Here is a 22,538-nt window from a genome sequence, read left to right as displayed (position 1 = left end):
CTTCAAAAGTCGTTCGCGGTGCGGGTCATTCGCTGGTCGCATCGGCTTCGGACTCCGTGTCGGCGGCGTACTCCTGCAGCGTCTCCAGCGACACGTCTTCGAGTACGTCTTCGCTCGTCGCGTCGAGGTTCACCGGCGGTGCGCGCCCGGCCTCGTGACCCTCTATCCAGCGCGGGACGCAGACGCACCAGTGGTCGCCCGGGTCGAGTCCCGGGAAGTTTAGCTCCGGCCGTGGCGTCACGAGGTCGTTGCCCTGCGCTTTACTGTATTCCAGAAATTCCGCTGTCATCACGGCACAGATCTCGTGCCGGCCCGGGTCACGCTGGAGCGGGTAGCAGTATCCGTCGCGCATGAAGCCCGTCTTCGGATCCATCGAGCAAGGGGCCAGTTCCCCGCCGAGGACGTTGCGTTCGCTTTCCATACCACGTCTGGCTGTTCCGGGGAGTAAAGCCGTTCGGCTACTAACTGACAGGCTGGCTGTTGCCAGATGCTTCGATCCCGCGCAGCGACGACCGGTCGCTGTGCCATTCAGGACCGATGGGTTCATTCTGACCCAGTCCGAACAGGAAACTGACAATGCGCGTTCGCGACTGGCAGGACATTCTCGAAGACGTGATGGAGAGCAATGCCAATCCGGGGGACTGGCGTGCCGTCGGGGGCGACCGCGCGAACGGAATCGGCGAGGACATCTACTTCGGGCACCCCGACGCTGGCGTCTACCAACTCAAGACCTACGCGAAGAACCCCTTCGAGGTACAGGGCGTCGGGTCGCAGGTGGCCCGTCGTATCGACGACGACATCGACCCGCTGTTTCCCAACGACGGGTCCGGCATTTTCGGCGTCCAGCAGGGACCGGAGGACGAGGACGACGCCAAGGAGAAGGCGAAGAACCTCGAAACGGTGCTCGAAACTCACGCTGATGCACCCACATCCCCGCAGGCACTGCTTGAAGATATGATGGACGCGATGGACTCCCCGGCCTACGGCCCGATGGAGTTCGATCACCACGACCGACCCGACCAGATGAGCGAACTCACTGAGACGTTCGAGGAAGCGGAGGAGCTACTCGACGCGGAGTTCGAAGACGTCATCGAGGAAGACGTAGAGCGGGGCTTCTACTGATGGCCGAACGGACAGACGCCGGCTGTTACGGGGGCCGCTGATGGTCGGTCCTTCGATGACGGACGCCGACCGGAAACGCTTTCTCAGATACACGCAAGTCGGGTTTGCGCTCCTCATCGGCGGGTCGATGGGGCTTGTGACGATGTACGGTGGTGCCGAGCTGCTGATCGTCGTCGGCATGTTTGTTGGTGGCACCGCTGTCGGTGGCGCTCTCGCGTGGTATCTCATCCCAGAGAGCATCGCAGAAACCCCGTACGAGTCGGTCGACAGGGGTCCGAAACCCGGCGCAAAGATGAAGCAACGTCGGCAGGAGAACGACGGCTCCGGACAGCGGGCAGCCGAGGACGACGGCCGGCTCTCACAGAACCGCGACTAGAGGAAGTCGTCCTGCATCGCGGGGTCCTGCTGTTCGGAGGCCGTCTGGTCGAAAATCTCTTCGTCGAGCGTCTCGGTCTCCTCCGTCGTGGTGTTGTAGGCCGAAATCCCTCGCTTCAGGAGGTCTTCGACTGCCTGGTCGCGGTTGAGGAACTCGCCCTGTTCGACGAGTCGCTGGATGTCCGAGTCCACTTGGTCCGGGAGTGACACCTTGATCTTGCTCACACTTGCCGCCTATACTGTTCGGACATAAAAACCCACCCCTGCTTTTGAGATGGGTAAAATAGGCGCACTGCTGGATGCGCGGAACCGTCACACACTTGCCGGCGGCCGACACGAACCACAGTGTGAACGCGAACGACCGAGCGATCACCGCGCTGGTCATGCTCGCACACGGACTGGTCCACACCTACGAGATGGCGGTCCCGATATTTGTCGTCATCTGGCTCACCGAGTTCGACCTCATCAACCTCGGTATCGCGCAGTTCGATGTGACGACAGCGACCGTCGGTATCATCGTCACGGTAGGCTATGGCCTGTTCGGAGCCGGCGCGCTTCCGGGCGGTATCATCGTCGACAGAATCGGTTCTCGCCGGCTCATCACCGGGTGTCTGCTCGGCATGGGCGCGTCGTACATCCTGCTGGGACTGGCTCCGAGTATGGTCGTGATCGCGCTCGCGCTCGTCCTCTGGGGCCTCTCTGCCAGCGTGTACCATCCGGCGGGGCTCTCGCTTATCAGCAAAGGCGTCGAACAGCGCGGGACCGGGCTCGCCTATCACGGCGTCGCCGGCAACCTCGGCATCGGCCTCGGCCCGCTCGTCGCCGCAATTCTCCTGTTGGTCGCCGAGTGGCGGACCGTCGCGCTCGTTCTCGGGGTTCCGGCGCTGCTCGCCGCCGTCTACGCCTCGCAGGCGAGCTTCGACGAAACGGCGGCGGTGACGACAGCGACTGACGGCGGGTCAAAGGCCAACAGCGGTATCGACTCGCTGGAGGGGTTCCTTTCGGAGAGCAAGCACTTGTTGGCCGGGAGCTTCCTCTTAGTGTTCGTTGTCGTGATGTGCTCGGGGCTGTACTACCGGGGTGTCCTCACGTTCCTTCCGGAACTCCTGCGAGACTTGCCGGGCTTCGAGCCGGTCCCGGTGGAGACGCTGCTGCCACCCACCGTGCTCTCGGCGCTTGGCATCGAAACCGGGACGGGGCAGGCTTTCAAGCCACAGGACTATTTCTACGCCGGCCTGTTGCTTATCGGTGTTTTCGGCCAGTACGCCGGGGGCAAACTCAGCGACCGGATTCCCGTCGAGTACGGCATCGCCGGGTCGTTCCTTGTGCTTGCCACCCTTGCGGTGCTGTTCGTTCCGGTGTCGGCGATGGGCTTCGGGCCGCTGGCGGTGCTCGGTGCGCTTCTGGGCGTCGCGCTGTTCGTCGTCCAGCCGATGTATCAGGCCGCCGTCGCGGAGCACACGCCTGCTGGCACGCGCGGACTGTCGTACGGCTACACGTATCTGGGTGTGTTCGGCGTCGGCGCGCTCGGTGGTGGGCTGGCCGGGTCGATTCTGGCTTTCGCGAACGTGACGGCGCTGTTCGGGACACTCGCCGGAATCGCACTCGTCGCTGTCCTCGCGGGAACCACCCTCGCGCGTCGCTCGTGACGACCTGCGTGAGGGGCAAGCCGTCGCATCGCTTGCTATTTCTGTCTGTACAATCTACCTGACGGTCAGATGGACGCCGCAGTTATCGTCCCGGCCTACAACGAGGCGGAGTCGCTGGCCCGCTGTCTGGCTCCCTTCGAGTCACAGCCCGTCGAACTGGTCGTCGTGGTCGGCGGCGACGACGGGACGGAACAGGTAGCCCGCGACACCCCCTTCGTCGACACCGTCGTCCGGTGTGACGAGGGCGGGGCGGGAATTGCCAGGAACCGCGGAGCCAAAGCCGCGACAGCGCCGATTCTGTTGTTTACCGATGCCGATACAGTCGTCCCCGATGACTGGGTCCGCCTGCATCTCAGACACTACGCCGACGACGCGGTGGTGGGCGTCGGCGGGCCTGCGCGTCCGCTGGAGGACAGTCTCAAACACCGCGTGCTGTTCAAACTGCTGTCGGACTACTGGTATCGGGTCTCGTGGCCCCTTGGCTTCGTCCAGCAACCGGGCTTCAACTGTAGCTTCCGGGCCGACGCCTTCGAGGCCGCCGGCGGCTTCGACGAAGACATTCCGTTTATGGAGGACACGGAACTCTCCCTGCGGATGAAAGACCACGGCCGAATCGTCTACGACGCCGACTCCTGTGTCGCCACGTCGGCCCGCAGGGAGGCCGACGAGGGGTATCTCTCGCTGTTTGCGAAGTACGTCCGCGGGTACGCGAACCACTACATCCTCCGCCGGGAGTTCGATGCCGACTACTTCTGAGAAGGGCAACCTTTTCAACGCACACACCGGAGCACTGACACGATGAGTGGCTGGCGGTCACTGCCCCGACGTGCTGTCGAACAGGGACGGTCGGACCTCCGGGACGACCCCTATCTCCGCTACATTCTCCTCCTGTCGACTGTGCTGGTCGGATTCTGGTTCTGGCACCGCATCCCGAACTTCGCAACCCGGGACGAGTACAGCCGCCTGCTCGACGCGATGGTCGTCTACGGGTCGGTCCTCGAAGAACCGACCTTCGAGGGCCTCAAGGCCGGCGTCGAGTGGGGCCGGGCCCCGTTCGGCGCGACGCTGTACCTCTACGTACTCGCCATCCTCCCCGTCGTCCTTGTCGCAGCACTGACCGGCGACCTGGGCGCGTTCACGGCCATCGCCTTCCCAAGCTGGGAGTTCGGCCACTACGAGGCCTGGGCCGCCACGCCCGAGTGGATATGGACCGGGAGCCTCGTCTTCATCCGGCTAACCAACGTCGTTGCTGCAATCTGTGCCGTCTACCTCACCTACCGCCTCGGCGTCGCAATCGAGGGGCGCAACGCGGGCCGGCTGTCGGCCGTCGTGCTCTCGCTGACGTTCGGCTTCCTCACCATCTCGAAGGAAGCCGGCGAGGATATGCCGGCGCTGGTGTTTGTCCTCCTCGCGCTGTATCTGCTTGTCAGGTACGTCCAGACCGACGACGGAACGCTGTTTCTGGCGGCGAGCGCCGCTGGCGGGGTCGCCATCGCGTTCAAACTGACGGCCGCGCCAGTTATCCTGCTTATCGGCGTCGCCTTCCTGCTGCGTGCCCGTGCCGCTGACGCGCCGCTAACGGAGACGCTGTACCGGCCGAAACTCCTCCTGAGCGGCGCGTTGTTTGGATTTGTCATGATTGTGCTTGGGTTCCCTACCGCGCTCGTGGCGGGCCCCGAACCGTTCATCGAGCGGGTGTTCGGCGGCTCAACCTCCCGGATGAGTCACCCGACCGGTCCCGACGCCCCGATGTGGTGGTGGTTCCTGCGGGGCTATTTCAGCGCGCTTGGACTGCCGCTGGTCGCCGCGGCCGCAGCTAGCGTCGTGGCGACAGTCGCCACGTTGCGAGACCGCGGTTCTGCCGTCCACGGCACTGTCCTCGTTCTGACGGGACTGGTAGCCTACGTCGCCATGTTCTCCCAGTGGCACGACTTCCGGGTGCACCACCTCTTGCCGACGTTCCCGCTGCTCGCCTTACTTGTCGGGGGACGACTGGTGGACCTCCGCGAGCGCTCGTCGTCTCTGGCGCGACCGGTGATGGCCGTTCTGTTGGTAACAACGGCCGTCTACGCCGGTATCGGGGCGGCCCAGTTCGCGTCGATGCCCCGGGACGAGGCGACAGCGTGGCTCGAAGACAACAGCGACGAGGGGGACGTGGTGGAGTCGTATCGCGTCCACATCCAGGACACTGCTATCCCACACTCGCTGACCGCCAGACACGTCGCCGGCCAAGACTCGGACGCGGAGGACGCGATGGCGTGCCCGCGATACATTCAGGTCGGATACCGTGATCTTCTGTACCTCAAAGAAGATACCTACTACCGGAACGGTGACGCACAGGCCGTCTACCTCCGGAAGCTCCTGAACGAGGAGTATAACTACCGGATCGTCGCGGAGTTCGGGGAGCGGCCGCCGAACTTCGTGCCCCAGCGGCCGACGCCCGGTTCCTTTACTGACCTGCTCCGACTCGGCGTTGTCCCGCACACGGACCAGTTCGCCGACGAGCAGGAACTCGCGGCGAACCAGTACACGCTCATTCTGGAGCGTGACGGCGAGTGCGACACGAGCCGGCATCCGCCGTTCTGAGTTCGCCTTTGCGTAGCTCTTCCCGGCTACTCTGTCGTCAGTGACGTAACGTCGAGCCGAACAGAGGGATACCAGCCTGCAAGCGACGGCAGGTAGATACTGAGGAACCGGTCGACGAAGATGATAGGGATGATGACCTCAGCCGGGATGCCCAGCGCGACGAACACCGCAGTCGCCGTCGCTTCGGTGATGCCGATGCCGCCGGGCGTCAGCGGCAGGAGTGTCACGGTGTATGCGACCAGCAGGTACAGCGGTACCGCGACCAGCGGCTCGAACCCGACGCCGAAACTGCCCAGCAGCAAGCCGACGCGGACGCCGGGCGCGAGGACGAGATCGACGGCCCAGCCGATTGCGTAGCGCAGCCACACCGCCGGCTCGCTCGCCAGTGACCGAAACGTCGTGGTCGAGCTATCGGTGAATTCGAGCAGGCCGTCGAGACGTTCTGCTAGCCCCTTGCCGACGCGCGGAACCCGGACTGCGACCCCGGACAGCCAGCCGATAAGGCGGTCCAGATAGGTGAGCCTGAGGCCTCCGAACAGTATGGCGAGACCGGCCACGAAGTAGAGGGTCGTCGCGAGCGCCAGCACCACGAGGAGTTCGATGCGGAGCAGTGGAATCGCTAGTACGAGTCCCGCGGTCGCCGCGATGCCGTAATATAGCGCGAAGACGGCGGTGTGAAGCGCTGAGGCAGCTGCGGCGTCGCTGTAGTCCATTCCGGTCTGGCTCCGAAGGACGAACGGTGCGGCCAGCCGTCCGGAGAGTCGCGAGGGGAGCAGCTGATTGACGAAGTTCACGATGAGCGTCGTCCCGGCGGCGGTCCGGAACCGGACGGTGGACAGCGGGGTGATTACCGCGTGCCATGTGTAGGCTCGGCCACAGATGCCGAGAATGCTGACGGCGATGACCGCGAGTGCTGTCTCGGTCTTGACGCCGGCGAGCAGGTCGATTGCGCTCGTGATGTCGAACTGCGTGAGCAACCACGAAAGCGCAACGACGGCGATACCGTACTGGGCGACCGTGATGCCCAGATCACGAGCCCGGCTCGTCACGGCGTCTCGCCCCTGTGTAGCCGTGACGCGGCCGTCTCACCGTCCGCTAAAACGGCCCGTACGGTCGTGAACTCGAAGTCCTGCTGCAGAATCCGTTCGATAGCCCGGCGCATCCAGTCACCAGTTCTGACGTACACCCGCGTCGGCACGCCGTCAACGGCCGGCAGGTCCACCAGTTCCCACGGATGGACGTACAGCATCGGCGTGATGCCCCGACGGGCTAGCAATTTCATGCCCAGAATCGTGTATCGCGGGCCGAAAAACCGGAGCCAGGTCCCGGTCAGGGGCAGCTGGACTCCCGGCATGACGCTGGCCGGGAACTCCGTAATGCTGTCCGGCGCGCCCGGGTGCACCGCTGTCGCTGGAGCCGGCTCGTGGATGTCGTACTCGCCGCCGTACCACCCCGGAATCGACCGGCTGGAGACGACGCTAGAGTCGTACGTGTATCCGGTATCGGCAAGCAGGTCGAAGTGGTCGTCAGTGATATCGAAGGCAGGCGCGCGGAACCCGGAGACCCGCTCGTCTGTAACTCGCTCCAGCACGTCCTTCGACTGTGTCAGTTCCGCCCGCCGCCCGTCGCTGTCGAGGTCCGAAAGCAACTGATGCGTGTGCGTATGGGAGGCGATTTCGAGCCCGTCGTCAGCCAGGGCTTGTACAGCGTCGGGGTAGGATTCGGCAACTTCCGATACCACGAATGCGGTCGAAGTCGCGTCGTACGTTGCGAGCGTGTCCCTGAAAAATCGACCGCCGTCGAGGCCGACGCCGTCGCGGTCGGTCGTCCCCGACGCGCTCCGGTAGGCCGGTGTCTGGGTGAACAGCTCAAAATCTATCGACAGCACCGCCCGGTCAGTCATCCTGCTCGTCCTCGGTCCGTAGCTGGTGTTCCTCCAGTTCGCTCCGCAGGAGGCTCAGCTCCTCGTTCAGCCGCGACAGCCGGTCGTACATATGCCCGATTCGGTTGAGCAGGTACGTCACCGCGACGAACAGCGTCAGGTTCGAGATGACGAGGATAGCCCGGGCTTTCCATTCCAGCCCCAGCAGCCGCGCCACGACCTCGAACACGTTGGGAACGACGGCGACGACGATGAGTCCCGTGCCGAGCAGCAGCGACATCACAAACAACTCCAGCGATTCGCGTTCGCTTCTGACGATGATGTACCCGTTCGCGAGGAAGGCCAGGCCGACGACCAGCGACAGGAGATTGACCAGTGAGTAGTCGAATCCAAAGACCATGGTTAGCGAAAGAGGAGGACGCGAAACACCGTGTCAGTCATGCGTAGCGGGTACAGTACGAGCGTGTCGAGGCTGAATTGCGACTCGCCTTCGTCCCGAATCGGCATCTCAATCGATACTTCTTCGATCCGCTGGCCGCGCTGGGCCGCATCGAGGGTCTGTTCGACCGCCCAGTGGTTGTCCGAGCGGTGGAGGATGTCCTGCAGCGCCGACACGCGGTAGACGCGGAAGCCACTGGTCACGTCGGTGATGTCGATACCGCCGAGTTTGCGAACGACAGTCGTGAAGAACGTGATGCCCAGCCGTCTGATGAGCGGGTAATCCTCGATACTCTCGTTCAGGTAGCGGCTGCCGATGACCATATCCGCGTCCTCCGCGTGGTCCAGCAGGGTCGGAATCTTCGCCGGGTCGTGTTGCCCGTCGGCGTCGACCTGCACGACGAAGTCGTAGTCGTGCCGAATTGCGTACTGATAGCCCGTCCTGACGGCCCCACCGACACCGGTGTTGAACACGTGCGTGACGACATGTGCGCCGTGCTTCCGGGCGACGGCCGCGGTGTCGTCAGACGACCCGTCGTCGACGACGACAACCTCGTCGACGTAGCGGCTCGTTCCGTCGATCACCGATCCGATGGTGCTCGACTCGTTGTACGCGGGGATGACGGCGACTGTTCGCACTGGTGGAAACGCCGCTAGCAGCGAACTTAGAATTGTCGTTCTCTGGAATTGTACCAGGCTGACCTGTCGGCCGACGTTGACCGCTCAAAGCACGGTAAACAGGCCTCTGTGGGTCACAGCCGACTCCAGACCGAGCGGCCGGAATGGCTTCGGTTCACACACGCGGTGTGAAGTTACCACTCTCAATCTTCGCTCCCAGATGGGAGCCGTACTCGACATCAGTCATGATGAATAGGGCAAGAATGAAAACACACCGCGCGGTACGTACTGGCATGAGTGTCGAGCAGGAGCAGACGGAACGGACCATCAGGTGTCTGGTGGCGAAAGTCGGACTCGACGGTCACGACCGGGGCGCGCACGTCATCGCGCGGGCGCTCCGAGACGCCGGCTTCGAAGTGATATACTCGGGACTCCACCGAGCACCCGACGAAGTTGTGCAGGCCGCCGTGCAGGAGGACGTGGATGTCGTCGGCATCTCTATTCTCTCGGGGGCACACAACACGCTCGTTCCAAAGATTCTCGACGGACTGAAAGAGTACGACGCGTTCGACGACCGTCTCATTCTCGTCGGCGGCATCGTCCCGGACGACGATCAGGAGGAACTCCGCGGGCAGGGTGTCGACGAAATCTTCGGTCCGGGCGCGTCGATGGAGGAGATGATCGATTACATCCACGAGAACGCGCCCGAGCGATGAGCGACCTCGTCGCTGACCTGCTCGCGGGCAAGCACAGCGCCCTCGCCAGGGTCATCACGAAGATCGAGAACCGCTCGACGGGGTACCGGGAGATAATCTCCGACCTCCACCAGCACACTGGAACAGCCGACGTTATCGGCGTCACGGGCAGTCCCGGCGCGGGCAAGTCCACGTTGGTCGACAAGGTCGCAGCGACCTACCGTGAGCGGGGCCAGACCGTTGGCGTCATCGCCATCGACCCGTCCTCACCGTTTTCCGGTGGCGCGGTGCTTGGCGACCGCATCCGCATGGCCTCGAACGCGGGCGATATGGACATGTTCTTCCGGTCGATGTCGGCCCGGGGGTCGCTGGGCGGCCTGTCAACGGCGACGACCGACGCCGTGACCGCCCTGGACGCCTTCGGCAAGGACAAGATCATCGTCGAGACGGTCGGCGCGGGACAGAACGAGGTCGACATCGTCCGCACCGCCGACACCGTCGCCGTCCTCGTGCCGCCGGGGAGCGGCGACGACGTGCAGATGCTCAAGGCCGGTATCCTCGAAATCGGCGACGTGTTCGTCGTCAACAAGGCCGACCTCGACGGAGCCGACCGGACTGTCCAGCAGCTCCGAGAGATGCTTCAGGGACAGAGCGGACGACCGGACTCCGGCCATCACGGCGCGACTGAACTCGCTGCAGACCACGGTGACGCACCTGCCGACGACGCCGATGATGTGGACGACGAGTCGGAGACGTGGGACCCCCCTATCGTGGAGACGGTTGCCAACCGGGGCGAAGGCGTCGAAGACTTCCTGAACGCGCTGGCCGACCACGGCGAGTATCTGGACCGAACCGGCCGACGTGAGGGGCAGGCACGGGAGCGATTCGCCGCCGAAATCCGAACCCTGCTTCGGGAGGACGCCAACGAGTTGCTGGTCGGCGAACTCGACCGCCGCGGCGGTATCGAACAGTACGTCGACGCTGTCATCGAGCGCCACACCGACCCGTACACCGTCGTTGACGAGGTTCTCGCGCCGCTCCGGGAGTGTCTGGACGAGCGTCGCGACTGAGTGCTGGTCCGCCACCCGCCCGGCTATATCCGCGCCGATAGCGACAGGCATCTGACGCTCGTCCAGCATGTATAACATACTCGGGGCTCCAAGTCACCAATATGAAACTCCGCAAGGCGCTCGGTACGGTCGTCGGAGCGGTCGGTGCGACAGCCGCTGCCAACCGCGTGCTGCAGTCGCGGGCCGGTGCGTTCGAACCGATGCTCGACGGGGAACAGGGGACGTACCGCTGGCGCGGGTTCAACATTGCGTACACCGAGGCTGGCGACCCGTCGGACCCGGACCTCGTGCTGTTTCACGGCATCAACGCCGCTGGCAGCAGTCACGAGTTCCACACAGTGTTCGACACGCTGGCGGAGGACTACCACGTCATCGCCCCTGATCTGCCGGGATTCGGGCACACGGACCGGCCGCCGCTGCTGTACTCGGCCTCGCTGTATACGGCCTTCGTACGGGACTTTACCGCCGATAACTCCACCGACGCGACCGTCGTTGCGTCATCGCTGACGGGGGCATACGCAGCCAGCGCGGCACAGGAGGTCGACGTGAAGGAACTCGTCCTCGTCTGCCCGACGGACAGTTCGATGGGTAATCGTACTGTCTGGCTCCGCTCGCTGCTGCGCGCCCCTGTCATCGGAGAGGCAATCTACAACCTCACCGTCTCGAAGCCCTCCATCCGCCACTTCCACGCCGACCACGGCTACTACGACATGGACAACCTCACCGAGGACGTTGTCGACTACGAGTGGCAGAGCGGTCATCAGCCCGGCGCGCGGTTCGCGCCGGCGTCGTTCGTCTCCGGCTTCCTCGACCCGGAAGACGACCTCGGGGAAACACTGGCCAGCCTCGACGTGCCCATAACGCTGGTCTGGGGCGAGGATGCCGACATTACGCCACTGTCGAAGGGCCGTGACCTGGCCGAACAGGCGGATGCAATGCTCGTCGTGTTCGGTGACTCGCTGCTCCTGCCCCACGTCGAACACCCCGGTGAGTTCGTCGACGTAGTCCGTGATAGAGTAACGTCGGTAACGGTCGAGAACTGAGTTAGCGCGGCCGGAACACGACGACTCTCTCGCCGGTCGTCACACGCTCGCCGACATCGAGGCCGACCACATCGCCGATAGCGACATCGTCGGGGTCCACACCACGGACAAGTCCTGTAACCGAAACCGGGCCGAAGTCGGCGATAGCGGTGACATACGGCGCGTCGTCCTCGAACTGCGGCGTCGGGACGGTAATCGTCGTGTAGCTCGCGATTTCGCCGGACTCCGGCAGGTCGACACGCGCGAGGTCCTGATCGTGACAGCGCGGGCACACCCGCCGGGGCGGGAGCCAGCCGTGGCCGTTCGAACATTCGAGGTAGTAGCCGTCGTCCGATTCGATGCTGTCGAGCCACGCGTCGTACTCGCCGTCCTGTGCGGATTCTGTCATTCTTGCACCTCCATGACGTGGACGGTCGTAGACGCGACCGTGCCGCCCGCGTTGTGTGCGACACCGACGGTGCTGTCCGGCACGGCGTCGGCCCGCGGGTGCGACCCGTCGAGGAGCCAGGTGACCGTCGCCAGCTGGGCAACACCAGTCGCGCCGACCGGATGACCTTTGGCTTTCAGCCCGCCCGAGAGATTTATCGGGCGGTCACCGTCGCGGGTCGTCTCGCCGTCACGGGCCGCGGCGATGCCCTCGCCGCGCTCGTAGAAGCCAAGCGATTCGATTGCGAACACTTCAGCGATGGTGAAACAGTCGTGAACCTCGGCGAAATCGACATCGTCGGGACCGACGCCGGCGTCGCCGTACGCCTCTTCCGCGGCCTTGTCGGCGGCGGGCGTCTGTGCCAGATGTGGACGGTCCTGTAGCGCGAGATTGTCGCCGCCCTGCCCGGTCCCGGTGATGGCCACCGGGGCGTCCAAGTCGTGTTCCTCGGCGTAGGCCTCCGTCGTCAGGACGGCGGCCGCAGCGCCATCTGTAATCGGACAAGAGTCGTACAGGCCGAGCGGGTCCGCAATCGTCGGGGCCTCAATTGCGTCCTCGACTGTGATTTCCTGTTGAATCTGGGCGTGCTCATTGACCAGCGCGTGTTCGTGGTTCTTGACAGCGATGTGAGCGAGGTCCTCGTGAGAACCGCCGTACTGGTCGAAGTACGACCGGGCCATCAGCGCGTACGCCCCGGGGAAGGTCATCCCGGCACGGACCTCGTAGAGGTCGTCGGCGGCGATGGCGAGCGCGTCTGTCGCCGCTGCCGTCCCGATGTTGGTCATCCGTTCCGCGCCGCCGACGACGACAACCTCCGCCTCGCCGTTCCGAATCGTCTTGACGGCTTCACGAACGGCTGTCCCGGCGGATGCACAGGCTGCTTCGACACGAGTCGCCGGAACGTCCAGCCCGATAGCCTCGGCCATCAGCGGGCCCTGATGGCCCTGGTGTTCCGCGAGTTCGCCCATGAAGTTGCCGTAATAGAGGGCTTCAGCGTCCTCTGGGTCGATTCCAGCCTGCGAGAGCGCTTCGAGTCCGGCCTCGGCAAACAGGTCTCGGCCGGTCCGTTCGGGGTGTTTCCCGAACTGTGTTACGCTAGCCCCGGCAATACGTGGGTCTGACATTATCACCCAGTGCGCGCTGACGGCTTAAATGCCTACTGCTCGGGTGCTTAATTAGCGCATATTCGCCTGCTTAAACGCCTGCAAACGGGATATGCGTTCTCGGCCAGAATTACTTCTCACAACGGAACTGTAGCCCTCAAGGGAACTAGGTCGTGTCAGTTCACGATTTCGGCGATACGCTGTGGCTCTCCCGACAGCGCCGGTTCCGGCTCGACCATCTGCAACACCTCGTGGTCGGTGACGTTCGGATACGACTTCTGGATAGCATCCTCGATGAGGGCCTTTTCGAGGCGGAACTCCGTCCCCTCGTAGACGACATCCACGCCCTGTTCGTCAAACGACAGTACAGTCATGCCACGAATTACGCACGGCACGAATAAAAGGATAGTCTCTCGTGCGGCCACGTCGGTTCGGTGACCGGGCAGCGAACAACGTGCTCGAAACAGCCGGGCAGAACCGTTACGAGTCGCCGTCGCTCCCGACTCGGATGACCTGCAACAGAGAGTACACCGGGACGCCGCGGATGTCGCCGACACCGCGCTTGTCAGCCAGCACGACGCAGGCCACGGGGTTGCCGCCCTGTTCGTGGATCGCGTCGATGGTCTCGCCCATCGTCTTGCCGCTCGTGATGGTGTCGTCGACGACGTAGCAGTCGCGGTTCCGAATCTGGGCGAAGTTCCGGGAGAAGGAGCCGTCGGTGGTCTCGCTCTCGTCGTCGTCCCACTGGTGTTTGGTCGGGGCGTACGTCCCGAGGTCTGTTTCCAGTTCCCGCGCAACGGTCGTCGCAAGCGGCGCGCCGGCCTTCTCGATGCCGATAGTAAGGTCCACGTCGTCGCCTTTCTTCGAGAGCAGGTCCGCCATCGCCGCGCCCGCGTGATAGAGCCGGTTGCTGTCACGTCCGACAGCGGACCAGTCGACGTGGATGTCGTGGGGACCGCCGTCGTCGCTCGTGTCCGGTTCCGTGCCGGTGCCGCTGCGTTCGACAAGCCAACTTGCCGTCTCCCGTGAGACGTTGAGCTCGTCAGCAATCTCGCCCTTAGAGAGGCCACGCTGTGCCAAGTCGGACGCGCTGTCGACGAGGTCGTCAATGTTCTTCATACCATCATCTCCGTGTGCGAGGATTTAATAGGCAGTGTTCTTCAGCCACCGGAATCTATTTACAACAGCAGTTGTAGCATTCTAATGGCTGGGTACATTCCCCCTGCAGTCCGGAACTATGTGAGGCCGCTGTTTGATCACATCGTTCCCACCACCCCCAACCCGGCCGACGTTACCTGTCTGCCACGCAGCATGGTTGTCCACGGGACCGCACGCACCAGCGGTCAGGCGGGGCCTCCCCCCGTTCGTCGTCCATTGGCTTAGCTCCGAACCCAGAGCGCGTCCTGAATGCCGACTAGCCGGTCCCCAGCTTTGAGTGACTGGATTCAGGAATCGCTCAGTTCAAACGTGTAGAGTCGTTGCTCGCAGGTCGGACAGACCAGCGTCTCGTCGGGGTCCTGACGCGGTCCGAGATGGCCGCCACAGCACGACACCGCCGACGACTCGACCAGCTCTGAGTCACATACTGGGCATCTGTCGAGGAACATCCGGAACGCTTCCGCGCCGGCGACTCTGAGCCGCTCGTCGTCGAGACGTTCGCCGAGGACCTCGTACGCTGCGAGCTCGGCGACGACCACCGGACGAGGGAGGAGCTGCGTGTGGTCCGCGCCGAGTGCGATCCACTCCGCGTCGTCGACGTACGGTTCAGCAGCGTCAACTTCTGGAAGTGACGCCTGCAGCGCCGCGGCGAGGGCGTCAAGCGAGTCGTCGGTCAGCTCGGCCATCCGCTCGTGCCACGCCGTGTCTACAGTCGTCGTGAGAAACAGTTGTTCTCCCTCGGCTTCGATGACGCCGGCTGCCGAAAGCTCCCGGAAGACGGTTTCGCCGTCTATCTCTACGTCGTCGGCCAGCGACTCGTTTTCCCGTCGGGTCACGTCGTCTTGGGATGTCTCTCCGTGTGCTGGCTCTCCGTGGAACCACTCGTCCGGTACCGGTGACGCCGCCACCAGCCGCGGGGCAAATTCGGGCGTGTACGGGACCAGATACCCTCGGAGATAGACAATCGCGACGCCGACAACGGCGACCAGTAGGCTCGACCGCGGACGGCGGCCGCGCAGGAACATGACAAGCGCTCCAACGAGGCCGAGATTCAGGACCGTACACGGCCAGCACCTGTTCGCTCCGGTGTAGGACTCGTCTCTGAGGGTTTCGAGTGCGTCCATCGGAGTAGGACTATTCGGTGGGGATTTCCGGCTCACGTTTGGACAACGATATGCAGTCCCAAAATTCTTTAACAACAGCTGTGGTACGAAGTGCCATGAACGATTCGACGGTGACATACACCACGCTCGGGTCGACAGGCCTCGACGTGTCCGAACTCTGTCTCGGAACGATGAACTTCGGGAGCGCCGAGCCCTGGATGGTAAATGACGAGGACGAGAGCCGCCGAATACTCGAACGGGCGCTGGATCTGGGTATCAACTTCTTCGATACAGCCAACGCGTATTCGAACGGCGAAAGCGAGCGGATACTCGGCGATGCTGTCGACTCCGCCCGACGCGACGAACTGGTCCTAGCCTCGAAGGTGTACTTCGACATGCACGACGGGCCGAACGGCAGCGGGCTTTCGAAGAAACACATCATCGACCAGTGTCACGCCACGCTGGACCGCCTCGGTGTCGACTATCTCGACCTCTACCAGATCCATCGATGGGACGACGACACGCCCATTGAGGAGACATTGGACGCGCTGACGTATCTCGTCGACGAAGGGCTGGTCCGGTACATCGGTGCGAGTACGATGGCCAACTGGAAGTTCCAGAAGGCGCTGTACACCGCGGACGTCGAGGGGTACGAGCGGTTCGTCTCGATGCAGCCGGAGTACAACGCGGTCGACCGCCACGAGGAGGCAAACCTCCTGCCCGTGTGCGAGATGGAGGGAGTCGGTGTCATTCCGTGGTCGCCGCTGGCCGGCGGCTTCCTCGCCGGGAAGTACGACCGCGACGACGATCTATCCGAAGGGCGGGCGAGTACGGACGAGTACACGGCGAACCGGTTCAGCGACGAAAACTGGGCGGTCCTCGACGAGGTGCAGGCGATTGCAGACGCGAAAGACGCGACGCCGGCGCAGGTCAGTCTGGCGTGGCTCTGCCAGCAGGATGTCGTCGACGCGCCGATAATCGGCCCGCGGACGATGGACCATCTTGAGGAGAACGTCGGAGCGCTCGATGTCGACCTGACCGACGAGGAGTGTGCCCGAATCGAGGCCCCGAAACAACCACAGTGGCCCGTCGAGGGCAAGGACTGACGAGTGACCTCGATGGATAACCATGCACGTTAACTGCGTACTCAGTTTCCCTGTATACACATGGACGACAGCGAACTAACCGATGTCCTCGAAGATGCCGGTCTCTCTCCGTATCAGGCGGAGGCTTACGTGGCGTTGCTGGGGCTGGGGACCGCATCGGCGACGGACATCGCCGATTCCTGTGACGTTCCGGACCCGCGGATATACGACGTACTCCGGGACCTGGAGTCGAAGGGGTACATCGAGACGTTCCAGCAAGACAGCCTGACCGCCCGCGCGCGCAACCCCGACGAGGTGTTAGAGGACCTGCGGTCACGGTCAAGCAAGTACCTCGACGCGGCCGAGACCATCGAGGAACGCTGGAACCAGCCCGAGATATCCGAGCACGAGGTCAGTATCGTCAAGCGGTTCGAAACGGTCGTCAGCCGGGCCCGGGAACTCATCGAAGCGGCCGAAAACCAGATTCAGGTCGGTGTGGGCCCGGAGCAGTTCTACGCGCTTCGTGAGGAACTCATTGCCGCCCACGACCGCGGTGTGAACATCAAACTCAGCATCTGCACGAGTCCTGGCGAGGAAGTCCCGCCGCTTTCCGACATCGAAGGGACCTGTACGGAGGCCCGGAATCGCGAGATTCCGGCCCCGTTTTTCGTGCTTGTCGACCGGACCTGGACGTGTTTTGCGCCCCATCACGCCTCGGTCAATGAGTACGGTGTGCTCGTCAAGGACCGGACCCACACCTACGTCTTCCACTGGTTTTTCCTGACCTGTCTGTGGGAGATCTGGGACACACTGTACACCGAGCGGACGCCGGAAACCCCGACAACGTACGTCGACCTTCGCCACGCTGTCCGCGACATCGAACCGCTGTTGAATGAGGACGCGATTATCGAGGCTACCGTCGGGGGGTACGACACGGAAACGAAGGAGTCGGTCGATCTGACCGGGCGCATCACCGCCGTCGACTACACCGGGAGTAGCATCGGACGGACGGACCCGGTCCCGCTTGCCCAGATGGCCGGCCGAATCAGCGCGACGCTGGCCACGGATAACGGGACGTACGAAGTCGGCGGCTGGGGGGCCGTCATCGAGGAAATCGAAGCGACCGAAATTACGATTACGGACGTCACGTACGAGTGACACAGACGCCGGTTTTCCGGAGCAGTAAACTGTCCCTCAGTTTGCGCGTTTGAGACTCTCCGTGTAGCAAACGGCTGTTTGACTTATCCGTGCGTATATATACTGAAAGATTTATACACTGACTACTGGTCAATAATATATCACGTCTGCTGGGCTGCGGCCGACAGTTAACAACACCTGTGGTTAATTATGGACAACCTTTAAGGTGCGTCCGGGATAGCTCAGAATAGATATGTCGGACAATGGCACAAGCGGCGAGCGGAACTCAACAGGCGTCTCCCGGCGACGGTTCGTCCGTGCCGCCGGAGCAGCAGGTGTTGTCGGTGGACTAGCGGGCTGTGCTGACTTCGTCGGCGGTGGCGATGGTGGCGGCGGTGACGGCGGCGACGGCGGATCGACCGGTGACGGAAGCGGCGGGGAGACGACGACTGTGCAGTGGGGCTTCGACCCGGTGGCCGTCCAGAACAACGGCCCCGCAATCAAGCAGGCGCTGCACGACAACGGCCTGCCGGACTCCATCGAGATCGAATTCGTTCCGCGTGACCAGGACACCGGTGCGGCTCGGGCGAACTACAACCGACTGCTCTCGGCCGGCGAGACGAACCCGGACATGTTCCTGATGGACAACGGCTGGACGAACATCTTCATCCAGCGGGGACAGCTACAGAACCTCTCCGAAACGCTGCCGGAGGAACTCCTCTCGGATGTCTCGGACAACTACTTCTCGGCGTTTACCGATACGGCTCGGAACCCGAGCAACGGGAACCTGTACGGCGTCCCGGTGTTCCCGGACTTCCCGACGATGCAGTACCGCAAGGACCTCGTTGAGGAGGCCGGCTACAGCCCCGAGAGCAACAACTGGGCGACCGAGCCGATGACCTGGGAGGAGTGGTCGAACATCGCAGCGGACACCTACGACAACGCCGACGTCGACTTCGGCTTCACGACCCAGTGGGACATCTACGAGGGGACCTCCTGCTGTACGTTCAACGAAGTCATGTCCTCGTGGGGCGGCGCGTACTTCGGCGGCCGCGACAACCTCTTTGGCCCCATCGGCGAGCGGCCGATTACGGTCAACAACGACGAGGTCATCAACTCGCTGAACATGATGCGGAAGTTCGTCCACGACGAGGACTTCGGCGGCCAGTTTGAGGGCTACGGCGGCGGCTTCACCCCGACCGAAATCCTCGGCTGGAAGGAGGAAGACGCTCGCGCGCCGTTCGTCAACGGCAATGCCGTCTTCCACCGGAACTGGCCCTACTCGCTGGCACTCGGCGGCCGTAACCCGGAGGAAACAGACGATCCGGCACTCGGCGAAAACCTCGGTGCGATGCCGATTCCATACGCTGTGCCCGAGAGCGAGGCGGCACAGCCCGGCACGGGTGGCTCCACGGCCGCGCTCGGTGGCTGGCATATGACGGTCAACCCCAACAGCGACAACACAGACGCCGTGACGCAGGTCATTCGCGCCGCAATGCAGCCGGACTTCCAGCTCACGCTACTGTCCGTTCAGGGATGGCTGCCGCCGCGGCCCGAACTGTTCAACTCCAGCGAGGCCCAGAACGTGCCCGTCGTCGGCCGGTACATGGACACGCTGCAGGTCGCCGGTAACAACACGATGCCGCGCCCGGTGACGGCTGTCTGGAGCGACCAGTCCAGCAAGATCGCACAGCAAGCGAACCGCGCAGTCGGTCAGGAAGCCTCCTCGGCCGACGCGATGGCGACGCTTGAGTCCGCGCTGGAAGAGACCGAGCAAGCCTGAAGCCACAGGCCAGCGTTACAAAACCATCCCTGTGATTATTTACCATGACACATTCAAACGACGGACGGAGGTAACCAAATGAGTACAGAAACCGGCCGTGAATCCAGACGCTCGGGGGCACTCGTCAGCGTGATGCGGTGGATGGAGAACCTCAGCGACACGCAGTACGCGTATCTGCTGTTGATTCCCGTGTTCGTGCTGTTGGGTATCGTCGCGCTGTACCCGCTGTTGCGGACCTTCGAGCTGTCGCTGTTCGCGCTCTCGGCGGACTTTTCGAGCACTACCTTCGTCGGCGCTGGGAACTACATCGAGCTGTTCACCGGCGAGAAAAACCGGTTCCTGCCGGGCGGAACGACGTTCCTTCCCGAAGGATTTGGCATGAGTGCGTTGTTGAACAGCGCACTGGTCGTCACGATAATATTCGCCGTCGTGAGCGTGCTCTTCGAGACGCTCATCGGTCTCGGGCAGGCACTCATCCTCGACCAGGACTTCTACGGTCGGCGGTGGATTCGCGCGGCCATCATCATCCCGTGGGCCGTTCCAATCGTCATTCAGGGGATGATCTTCTTCCTGATGTTCAACTCAAACGTCGGGTTCCTGACGCCACCGCTTGCGGATCTCGGCCTGCTCGCGCCGACCAACACGCTCAACGACACGCCGAGTGCGACGTTCATCATCATCGTCGCCGACATCTGGAAGACGTCGGCGTTCATGGCCCTGCTCATTCTGGCTGGGCTGCAGAGCATCGACCGGGGCCTGTACGACGTGGCGAAGGTCGCCGGGGCGACGAAGTGGCAGCAGTTCAAGCTCATCACGTTCCCGCTCATCCTGCCGACTATCGGGGTCGCGGTCCTGTTCCGCTCGGTGCAGGCGATGCGGGTGTACGGCATCATCGATACGGTGTCGAGCTGTACCGTTGTGCCATCGCTATCGTGTATGGTCGTCGCGACGTTTACCACCCGCGAGGGGACATCTGCGGCCATCGCGTTCGTGACGGCCGCCATCATCGGGACGGTCGTGATGGGACTCATCGTCTGGCAAGGGGAGGACGCGATCTAACATGGCTACGCCAACGGACACCCAAGAGCAGTCGAGCGACGGACCGCTGCAGCGCTGGACACAGAGCGCCATCCAGAACCCGGACAAAGTGTACCGGGCGTTGTTCTACGCGGCCATGGTGTTTTTCCTGGTGACGACGCTGTTCCCCTTCTACTGGCTCGTCGTGCTGGCGGTGACGCCCGAAGGAAACCTGCTCTCGGGCAGCTTCCTTCCGACGGTGAACCTCTTCGGCGTCAGCGGAACGTTCCCGCTGCCGGTCCCCAAGGGGTTCAATCCGGGCGCGTTCGTCACAGTCTTCGAGCAGGTGCCGTTCCACCTGTACATGCTGAACAGCTTCGCGCTGGCGGTCACGACGACGGTCATCGTGCTGTTCGTCGCCAGCCTCGCCGGCTACGTGTTCGGCCGTCTCCGGTTCCCCGGCCGCGCACTGCTGATGCTCGGTATCCTGGCGATCAGCTACTTCCCGCCGGCCGCGTTCGTCATCCCGCTGTTCCAGGCGTTCGCCGGCAACGCGCCGATTACGGTACCGTTCACGTCCATTCCGCTGTTTACCCCACCCCGGCTGCTGAACACGCCGGGGTCGATGGTACTCCCGTTCAGCGCGCTGTTTATGCCGCTGTCAATCTTCATCCTGACAACGTTCTACGGCCAGATTCCGGACGGGCTGGAGGACGCAGCACGGGTCGAAGGAACGACGCGACTGGGCGCGTTGTTCCGCGTCATCATGCCGCTGTCCGCGCCGGGCGTGGCGACTGCGGCCGTGCTGACGTTCATCGCCGTCTACAACGAGTACTTCTTCAGCTCGATCATGGCGACCTCGCCGGAGGCGGCCAAATGGTCGCCTATCGTCGGCGGGATTCTCAGCTACCAGACCCAGTACACGACGCAGTTCAACCTCATGGCGGCCGCGAGCATCGTCGGGGTCCTCCCCGTCGTCATCCTCGTGATCGTCGCACAGGAACGCATCGTCAGCGGACTGACCTCAGGCGCACTCAAGGAGTAACACAATGGCACGAGTACAACTCGAACACGTGACGAAACGCTACGACGACCAGGGTGATGTGGTCACCGCGGTCGACGACATGAACCTCGATATCGCCCACGGCGAGTTCATCTGTTTCGTCGGCCCATCCGGCTGTGGGAAGTCGACGACGATGGAGACCATCGCCGGGCTCACCATCCCAACCGAGGGTGAGATATACATCGGCGACCGCGAGGTGACGAACCTGCCGCCGAAGGACCGCGGCATCGCGATGGTGTTCCAGAACATCGCGCTGTTCCCGCACATGGACGTGTACGACAACATCTCCTTCGGGCTGCGGCTACGGGATTACCCACAGGACGAGATTGACCGTCGGGTCGAGCGGGCTGCGGATATCGTCCAGCTAGAGGGGATGCTCAACCGGATGCCCGAAGAGATGTCCGGTGGACAGCGTCAGCGCGTCGCTATCGCCCGCGCTATCGTGCGAGAGCCCGACGTGTTCCTGATGGACGAGCCGCTGGCGAACCTTGACGCGAAGCTCAAGGTCCACATGCGGACGGAACTCCAGCGCCTGCACAAGGAACTGGACACGACCATCATCTACGTGACCCACGACCAGGAGGAGGCGATGACGCTGTCCGACCGCATCGCCGTCCTCGATTCGGGGCAGCTCCAGCAGATCGACCCGCCGCTGACCTGTTACAACGAGCCGGACAACCTCTTTGTCGCCGGGTTCATCGGCTCGCCGTCGATGAACTTCATCGAGGGGAAAGTCACCGAGAACGCCCTGGAGACGCCGAACTTCTCGCTTGCGTTCAATCCGTCGTCCATCGAAGGTGTTGGGGTCGGTGACGACGTGACACTCGGCATCCGTCCAGAGGACATCTATCCGGGTGACCTCAAGGCGGAGGTCCCTGACCCATCGGGAATGATTACCGCGAGGACCGATATTCTCGAACCCATGGGCGACGAGATATTCGCCTACCTGCTGTTGGGCGACGGCGAGACGTCGATGTCGCAGGAACTGGCGACGAACGACCAGTTACTGATGAGCATCGACCCCGACTCTGATCTCGAAGAAGACGACGAGATTGGGGTCGTTATCGACCGACGGAACGTCCACCTGTTCGACTCGGCCACCGGCGAGGCGATTGTCCACGACCTCATTCCGTACGAGGCCGAAGGTACTGCATCCAGTAGCGAAGTAGAATCAGACGACTGAA

General features: G+C 63.2%; 25 protein-coding genes. 14 read left to right on the top strand and 11 right to left on the bottom strand.

Annotated elements, in window-relative coordinates; translation table 11 throughout:
* Positions 1 to 25 precede the first annotated feature (25 nt).
* Positions 26 to 421 (bottom strand): DUF2237 family protein, encoded by a 396-nt coding sequence (locus AMS69_RS11655; protein ID WP_053968238.1) that lies wholly within the window; start codon positions 419 to 421, stop codon positions 26 to 28.
* A gap of 155 nt (positions 422 to 576) precedes the next feature.
* Here AMS69_RS11655 and AMS69_RS11650 point away from each other — a divergent pair, with 155 nt between their 5' ends.
* Positions 577 to 1,122 (top strand): hypothetical protein, encoded by a 546-nt coding sequence (locus AMS69_RS11650; protein WP_004961247.1) that lies wholly within the window; start codon positions 577 to 579, stop codon positions 1,120 to 1,122.
* A 40-nt stretch (positions 1,123 to 1,162) separates the two neighbouring features.
* Positions 1,163 to 1,498, top strand: a complete 336-nt coding sequence (locus AMS69_RS11645) for a hypothetical protein (protein ID WP_053968237.1) — start codon at positions 1,163 to 1,165, stop codon at positions 1,496 to 1,498.
* On the opposite strand, the gene AMS69_RS11640 is transcribed toward AMS69_RS11645, so the two are convergent.
* Entirely contained in the window at positions 1,495 to 1,722 is a 228-nt protein-coding gene (locus AMS69_RS11640; protein ID WP_004518043.1) for a ribbon-helix-helix domain-containing protein, read from the bottom strand. The genes AMS69_RS11645 and AMS69_RS11640 overlap by 4 nt on opposite strands.
* Before the next feature lie 74 nt (positions 1,723 to 1,796).
* Between AMS69_RS11640 and AMS69_RS11635 the strand changes: the two genes are divergently transcribed.
* The 3 genes from AMS69_RS11635 to AMS69_RS11625 all read left to right on the top strand — a co-directional run bounded on the left by AMS69_RS11635 (position 1,797) and on the right by AMS69_RS11625 (position 5,732).
* A complete protein-coding gene (locus AMS69_RS11635; RefSeq protein ID WP_053968236.1) occupies positions 1,797 to 3,146 on the top strand; it encodes an MFS transporter in 1,350 nt (449 codons plus the stop codon).
* Between the two features lie 69 nt (positions 3,147 to 3,215).
* The gene (locus tag AMS69_RS11630; protein WP_053968235.1) at positions 3,216 to 3,902 is read left to right on the top strand and encodes a glycosyltransferase; all 687 of its coding nucleotides are present in this window, start codon (positions 3,216 to 3,218) and stop codon (positions 3,900 to 3,902) included.
* Between the two features lie 42 nt (positions 3,903 to 3,944).
* A complete protein-coding gene (locus AMS69_RS11625; protein WP_053968234.1) occupies positions 3,945 to 5,732 on the top strand; it encodes an ArnT family glycosyltransferase in 1,788 nt (595 codons plus the stop codon).
* A 26-nt stretch (positions 5,733 to 5,758) separates the two neighbouring features.
* Here the strand turns inward: AMS69_RS11625 and AMS69_RS11620 are convergent, their stop codons facing one another.
* Genes AMS69_RS11620 through AMS69_RS11605 form a run of 4 tightly spaced genes read right to left on the bottom strand, consistent with a single transcriptional unit; the run spans position 5,759 to position 8,691 of the window.
* A complete protein-coding gene (locus AMS69_RS11620; RefSeq protein ID WP_053968233.1) occupies positions 5,759 to 6,781 on the bottom strand; it encodes a lysylphosphatidylglycerol synthase transmembrane domain-containing protein in 1,023 nt (340 codons plus the stop codon).
* On the bottom strand, positions 6,778 to 7,635 hold the full coding sequence (locus AMS69_RS11615; protein ID WP_053968232.1) for a polysaccharide deacetylase family protein: 858 nt from the start codon (positions 7,633 to 7,635) through the stop codon (positions 6,778 to 6,780). Before AMS69_RS11615 ends, AMS69_RS11620 begins: the two co-directional genes overlap by 4 nt.
* Entirely contained in the window at positions 7,628 to 8,014 is a 387-nt protein-coding gene (locus AMS69_RS11610; protein WP_053968231.1) for a DUF2304 domain-containing protein, read from the bottom strand. Before AMS69_RS11610 ends, AMS69_RS11615 begins: the two co-directional genes overlap by 8 nt.
* Before the next feature lie 2 nt (positions 8,015 to 8,016).
* Entirely contained in the window at positions 8,017 to 8,691 is a 675-nt protein-coding gene (locus AMS69_RS11605) for a glycosyltransferase family 2 protein (RefSeq protein WP_053968230.1), read from the bottom strand.
* Between the two features lie 272 nt (positions 8,692 to 8,963).
* Here AMS69_RS11605 and AMS69_RS11600 point away from each other — a divergent pair, with 272 nt between their 5' ends.
* From AMS69_RS11600 to AMS69_RS11590, 3 genes are all read left to right on the top strand, one after another.
* A complete protein-coding gene (locus tag AMS69_RS11600; protein ID WP_004592670.1) occupies positions 8,964 to 9,386 on the top strand; it encodes a cobalamin B12-binding domain-containing protein in 423 nt (140 codons plus the stop codon).
* Positions 9,383 to 10,435: a methylmalonyl Co-A mutase-associated GTPase MeaB gene (gene meaB, locus AMS69_RS11595; RefSeq protein ID WP_053968229.1), complete on the top strand. Its 1,053-nt coding sequence runs from the start codon at positions 9,383 to 9,385 to the stop codon at positions 10,433 to 10,435. The genes AMS69_RS11600 and meaB overlap by 4 nt, the downstream gene beginning before the upstream one ends.
* Positions 10,436 to 10,536: 101 nt before the next feature.
* The gene (locus tag AMS69_RS11590) at positions 10,537 to 11,478 is read left to right on the top strand and encodes an alpha/beta fold hydrolase (RefSeq protein WP_053968228.1); all 942 of its coding nucleotides are present in this window, start codon (positions 10,537 to 10,539) and stop codon (positions 11,476 to 11,478) included.
* Position 11,479: 1 nt separating this feature from the next.
* Here AMS69_RS11590 and AMS69_RS11585 read toward each other — a convergent pair whose 3' ends face one another.
* The 5 genes from AMS69_RS11585 to AMS69_RS11565 all read right to left on the bottom strand — a co-directional run bounded on the left by AMS69_RS11585 (position 11,480) and on the right by AMS69_RS11565 (position 15,290).
* Positions 11,480 to 11,866 (bottom strand): Zn-ribbon domain-containing OB-fold protein, encoded by a 387-nt coding sequence (locus AMS69_RS11585; RefSeq protein ID WP_053968227.1) that lies wholly within the window; start codon positions 11,864 to 11,866, stop codon positions 11,480 to 11,482.
* Positions 11,863 to 13,029 carry a thiolase domain-containing protein gene (locus AMS69_RS11580; RefSeq protein ID WP_053968226.1) on the bottom strand — a complete coding sequence of 389 codons (1,167 nt, stop codon included), beginning with the start codon at positions 13,027 to 13,029 and terminating at the stop codon, positions 11,863 to 11,865. The genes AMS69_RS11585 and AMS69_RS11580 overlap by 4 nt, the downstream gene beginning before the upstream one ends.
* 155 nt (positions 13,030 to 13,184) lie before the next feature.
* The gene (locus AMS69_RS11575) at positions 13,185 to 13,382 is read right to left on the bottom strand and encodes a DUF5800 family protein (RefSeq protein ID WP_004518030.1); all 198 of its coding nucleotides are present in this window, start codon (positions 13,380 to 13,382) and stop codon (positions 13,185 to 13,187) included.
* A 106-nt stretch (positions 13,383 to 13,488) separates the two neighbouring features.
* The gene (gfcR, locus tag AMS69_RS11570) at positions 13,489 to 14,127 is read right to left on the bottom strand and encodes a transcriptional regulator GfcR (protein WP_053968225.1); all 639 of its coding nucleotides are present in this window, start codon (positions 14,125 to 14,127) and stop codon (positions 13,489 to 13,491) included.
* Positions 14,128 to 14,453: 326 nt separating this feature from the next.
* Complete coding sequence (locus tag AMS69_RS11565) at positions 14,454 to 15,290, bottom strand: hypothetical protein (protein WP_077067788.1); 837 nt, start codon at positions 15,288 to 15,290, stop codon at positions 14,454 to 14,456.
* Positions 15,291 to 15,385: 95 nt separating this feature from the next.
* Between AMS69_RS11565 and AMS69_RS11560 the strand changes: the two genes are divergently transcribed.
* From AMS69_RS11560 to AMS69_RS11535, 6 genes are all read left to right on the top strand, one after another.
* Positions 15,386 to 16,375 (top strand): aldo/keto reductase, encoded by a 990-nt coding sequence (locus AMS69_RS11560; RefSeq protein ID WP_053968223.1) that lies wholly within the window; start codon positions 15,386 to 15,388, stop codon positions 16,373 to 16,375.
* 60 nt (positions 16,376 to 16,435) lie between these two features.
* Positions 16,436 to 17,512, top strand: coding sequence for a TrmB family transcriptional regulator (locus AMS69_RS11555; RefSeq protein WP_053968222.1), 1,077 nt, complete (start codon positions 16,436 to 16,438; stop codon positions 17,510 to 17,512).
* Between the two features lie 232 nt (positions 17,513 to 17,744).
* Positions 17,745 to 19,274 carry an extracellular solute-binding protein gene (locus AMS69_RS11550; RefSeq protein ID WP_053968221.1) on the top strand — a complete coding sequence of 510 codons (1,530 nt, stop codon included), beginning with the start codon at positions 17,745 to 17,747 and terminating at the stop codon, positions 19,272 to 19,274.
* Between the two features lie 78 nt (positions 19,275 to 19,352).
* The gene (locus tag AMS69_RS11545; RefSeq protein ID WP_053968220.1) at positions 19,353 to 20,333 is read left to right on the top strand and encodes a carbohydrate ABC transporter permease; all 981 of its coding nucleotides are present in this window, start codon (positions 19,353 to 19,355) and stop codon (positions 20,331 to 20,333) included.
* Between the two features lies 1 nt (position 20,334).
* Positions 20,335 to 21,336 (top strand): carbohydrate ABC transporter permease, encoded by a 1,002-nt coding sequence (locus AMS69_RS11540; RefSeq protein ID WP_053968219.1) that lies wholly within the window; start codon positions 20,335 to 20,337, stop codon positions 21,334 to 21,336.
* Between the two features lie 4 nt (positions 21,337 to 21,340).
* Entirely contained in the window at positions 21,341 to 22,537 is a 1,197-nt protein-coding gene (locus AMS69_RS11535) for an ABC transporter ATP-binding protein (protein WP_053968218.1), read from the top strand.
* Position 22,538: the final 1 nt, after the last annotated feature.

Source organism: Haloarcula rubripromontorii, assembly GCF_001280425.1.
In the GTDB taxonomy this organism is placed as follows: domain Archaea; phylum Halobacteriota; class Halobacteria; order Halobacteriales; family Haloarculaceae; genus Haloarcula; species Haloarcula rubripromontorii.
The sequence above is the reverse complement of the archived record's forward strand: the minus strand, read 5'-3'. Positions and strand labels throughout refer to the sequence as shown.

What these genes read in the sequence shown, in the direction of transcription:
- AMS69_RS11565 (WP_077067788.1), bottom strand. Translation starts at nt 15,290, where the DNA reads ATGGACGCACTCGAAACCCTCAGAGACGAGTCCTACACCGGAGCGAAC.
- AMS69_RS11575 (WP_004518030.1), bottom strand. Translation starts at nt 13,382, where the DNA reads ATGACTGTACTGTCGTTTGACGAACAGGGCGTGGATGTCGTCTACGAG.
- AMS69_RS11655 (WP_053968238.1), bottom strand. Translation starts at nt 421, where the DNA reads ATGGAAAGCGAACGCAACGTCCTCGGCGGGGAACTGGCCCCTTGCTCG.
- AMS69_RS11635 (WP_053968236.1), top strand. Translation starts at nt 1,797, where the DNA reads ATGCGCGGAACCGTCACACACTTGCCGGCGGCCGACACGAACCACAGT.
- AMS69_RS11650 (WP_004961247.1), top strand. Translation starts at nt 577, where the DNA reads ATGCGCGTTCGCGACTGGCAGGACATTCTCGAAGACGTGATGGAGAGC.
- AMS69_RS11585 (WP_053968227.1), bottom strand. Translation starts at nt 11,866, where the DNA reads ATGACAGAATCCGCACAGGACGGCGAGTACGACGCGTGGCTCGACAGC.
- AMS69_RS11630 (WP_053968235.1), top strand. Translation starts at nt 3,216, where the DNA reads ATGGACGCCGCAGTTATCGTCCCGGCCTACAACGAGGCGGAGTCGCTG.
- AMS69_RS11560 (WP_053968223.1), top strand. Translation starts at nt 15,386, where the DNA reads ATGAACGATTCGACGGTGACATACACCACGCTCGGGTCGACAGGCCTC.
- AMS69_RS11590 (WP_053968228.1), top strand. Translation starts at nt 10,537, where the DNA reads ATGAAACTCCGCAAGGCGCTCGGTACGGTCGTCGGAGCGGTCGGTGCG.
- AMS69_RS11615 (WP_053968232.1), bottom strand. Translation starts at nt 7,635, where the DNA reads ATGACTGACCGGGCGGTGCTGTCGATAGATTTTGAGCTGTTCACCCAG.
- AMS69_RS11580 (WP_053968226.1), bottom strand. Translation starts at nt 13,029, where the DNA reads ATGTCAGACCCACGTATTGCCGGGGCTAGCGTAACACAGTTCGGGAAA.
- AMS69_RS11645 (WP_053968237.1), top strand. Translation starts at nt 1,163, where the DNA reads ATGGTCGGTCCTTCGATGACGGACGCCGACCGGAAACGCTTTCTCAGA.
- AMS69_RS11555 (WP_053968222.1), top strand. Translation starts at nt 16,436, where the DNA reads ATGGACGACAGCGAACTAACCGATGTCCTCGAAGATGCCGGTCTCTCT.
- AMS69_RS11535 (WP_053968218.1), top strand. Translation starts at nt 21,341, where the DNA reads ATGGCACGAGTACAACTCGAACACGTGACGAAACGCTACGACGACCAG.
- AMS69_RS11600 (WP_004592670.1), top strand. Translation starts at nt 8,964, where the DNA reads ATGAGTGTCGAGCAGGAGCAGACGGAACGGACCATCAGGTGTCTGGTG.
- AMS69_RS11610 (WP_053968231.1), bottom strand. Translation starts at nt 8,014, where the DNA reads ATGGTCTTTGGATTCGACTACTCACTGGTCAATCTCCTGTCGCTGGTC.
- meaB (WP_053968229.1), top strand. Translation starts at nt 9,383, where the DNA reads ATGAGCGACCTCGTCGCTGACCTGCTCGCGGGCAAGCACAGCGCCCTC.
- AMS69_RS11540 (WP_053968219.1), top strand. Translation starts at nt 20,335, where the DNA reads ATGGCTACGCCAACGGACACCCAAGAGCAGTCGAGCGACGGACCGCTG.
- AMS69_RS11625 (WP_053968234.1), top strand. Translation starts at nt 3,945, where the DNA reads ATGAGTGGCTGGCGGTCACTGCCCCGACGTGCTGTCGAACAGGGACGG.
- gfcR (WP_053968225.1), bottom strand. Translation starts at nt 14,127, where the DNA reads ATGAAGAACATTGACGACCTCGTCGACAGCGCGTCCGACTTGGCACAG.
- AMS69_RS11545 (WP_053968220.1), top strand. Translation starts at nt 19,353, where the DNA reads ATGAGTACAGAAACCGGCCGTGAATCCAGACGCTCGGGGGCACTCGTC.
- AMS69_RS11550 (WP_053968221.1), top strand. Translation starts at nt 17,745, where the DNA reads ATGTCGGACAATGGCACAAGCGGCGAGCGGAACTCAACAGGCGTCTCC.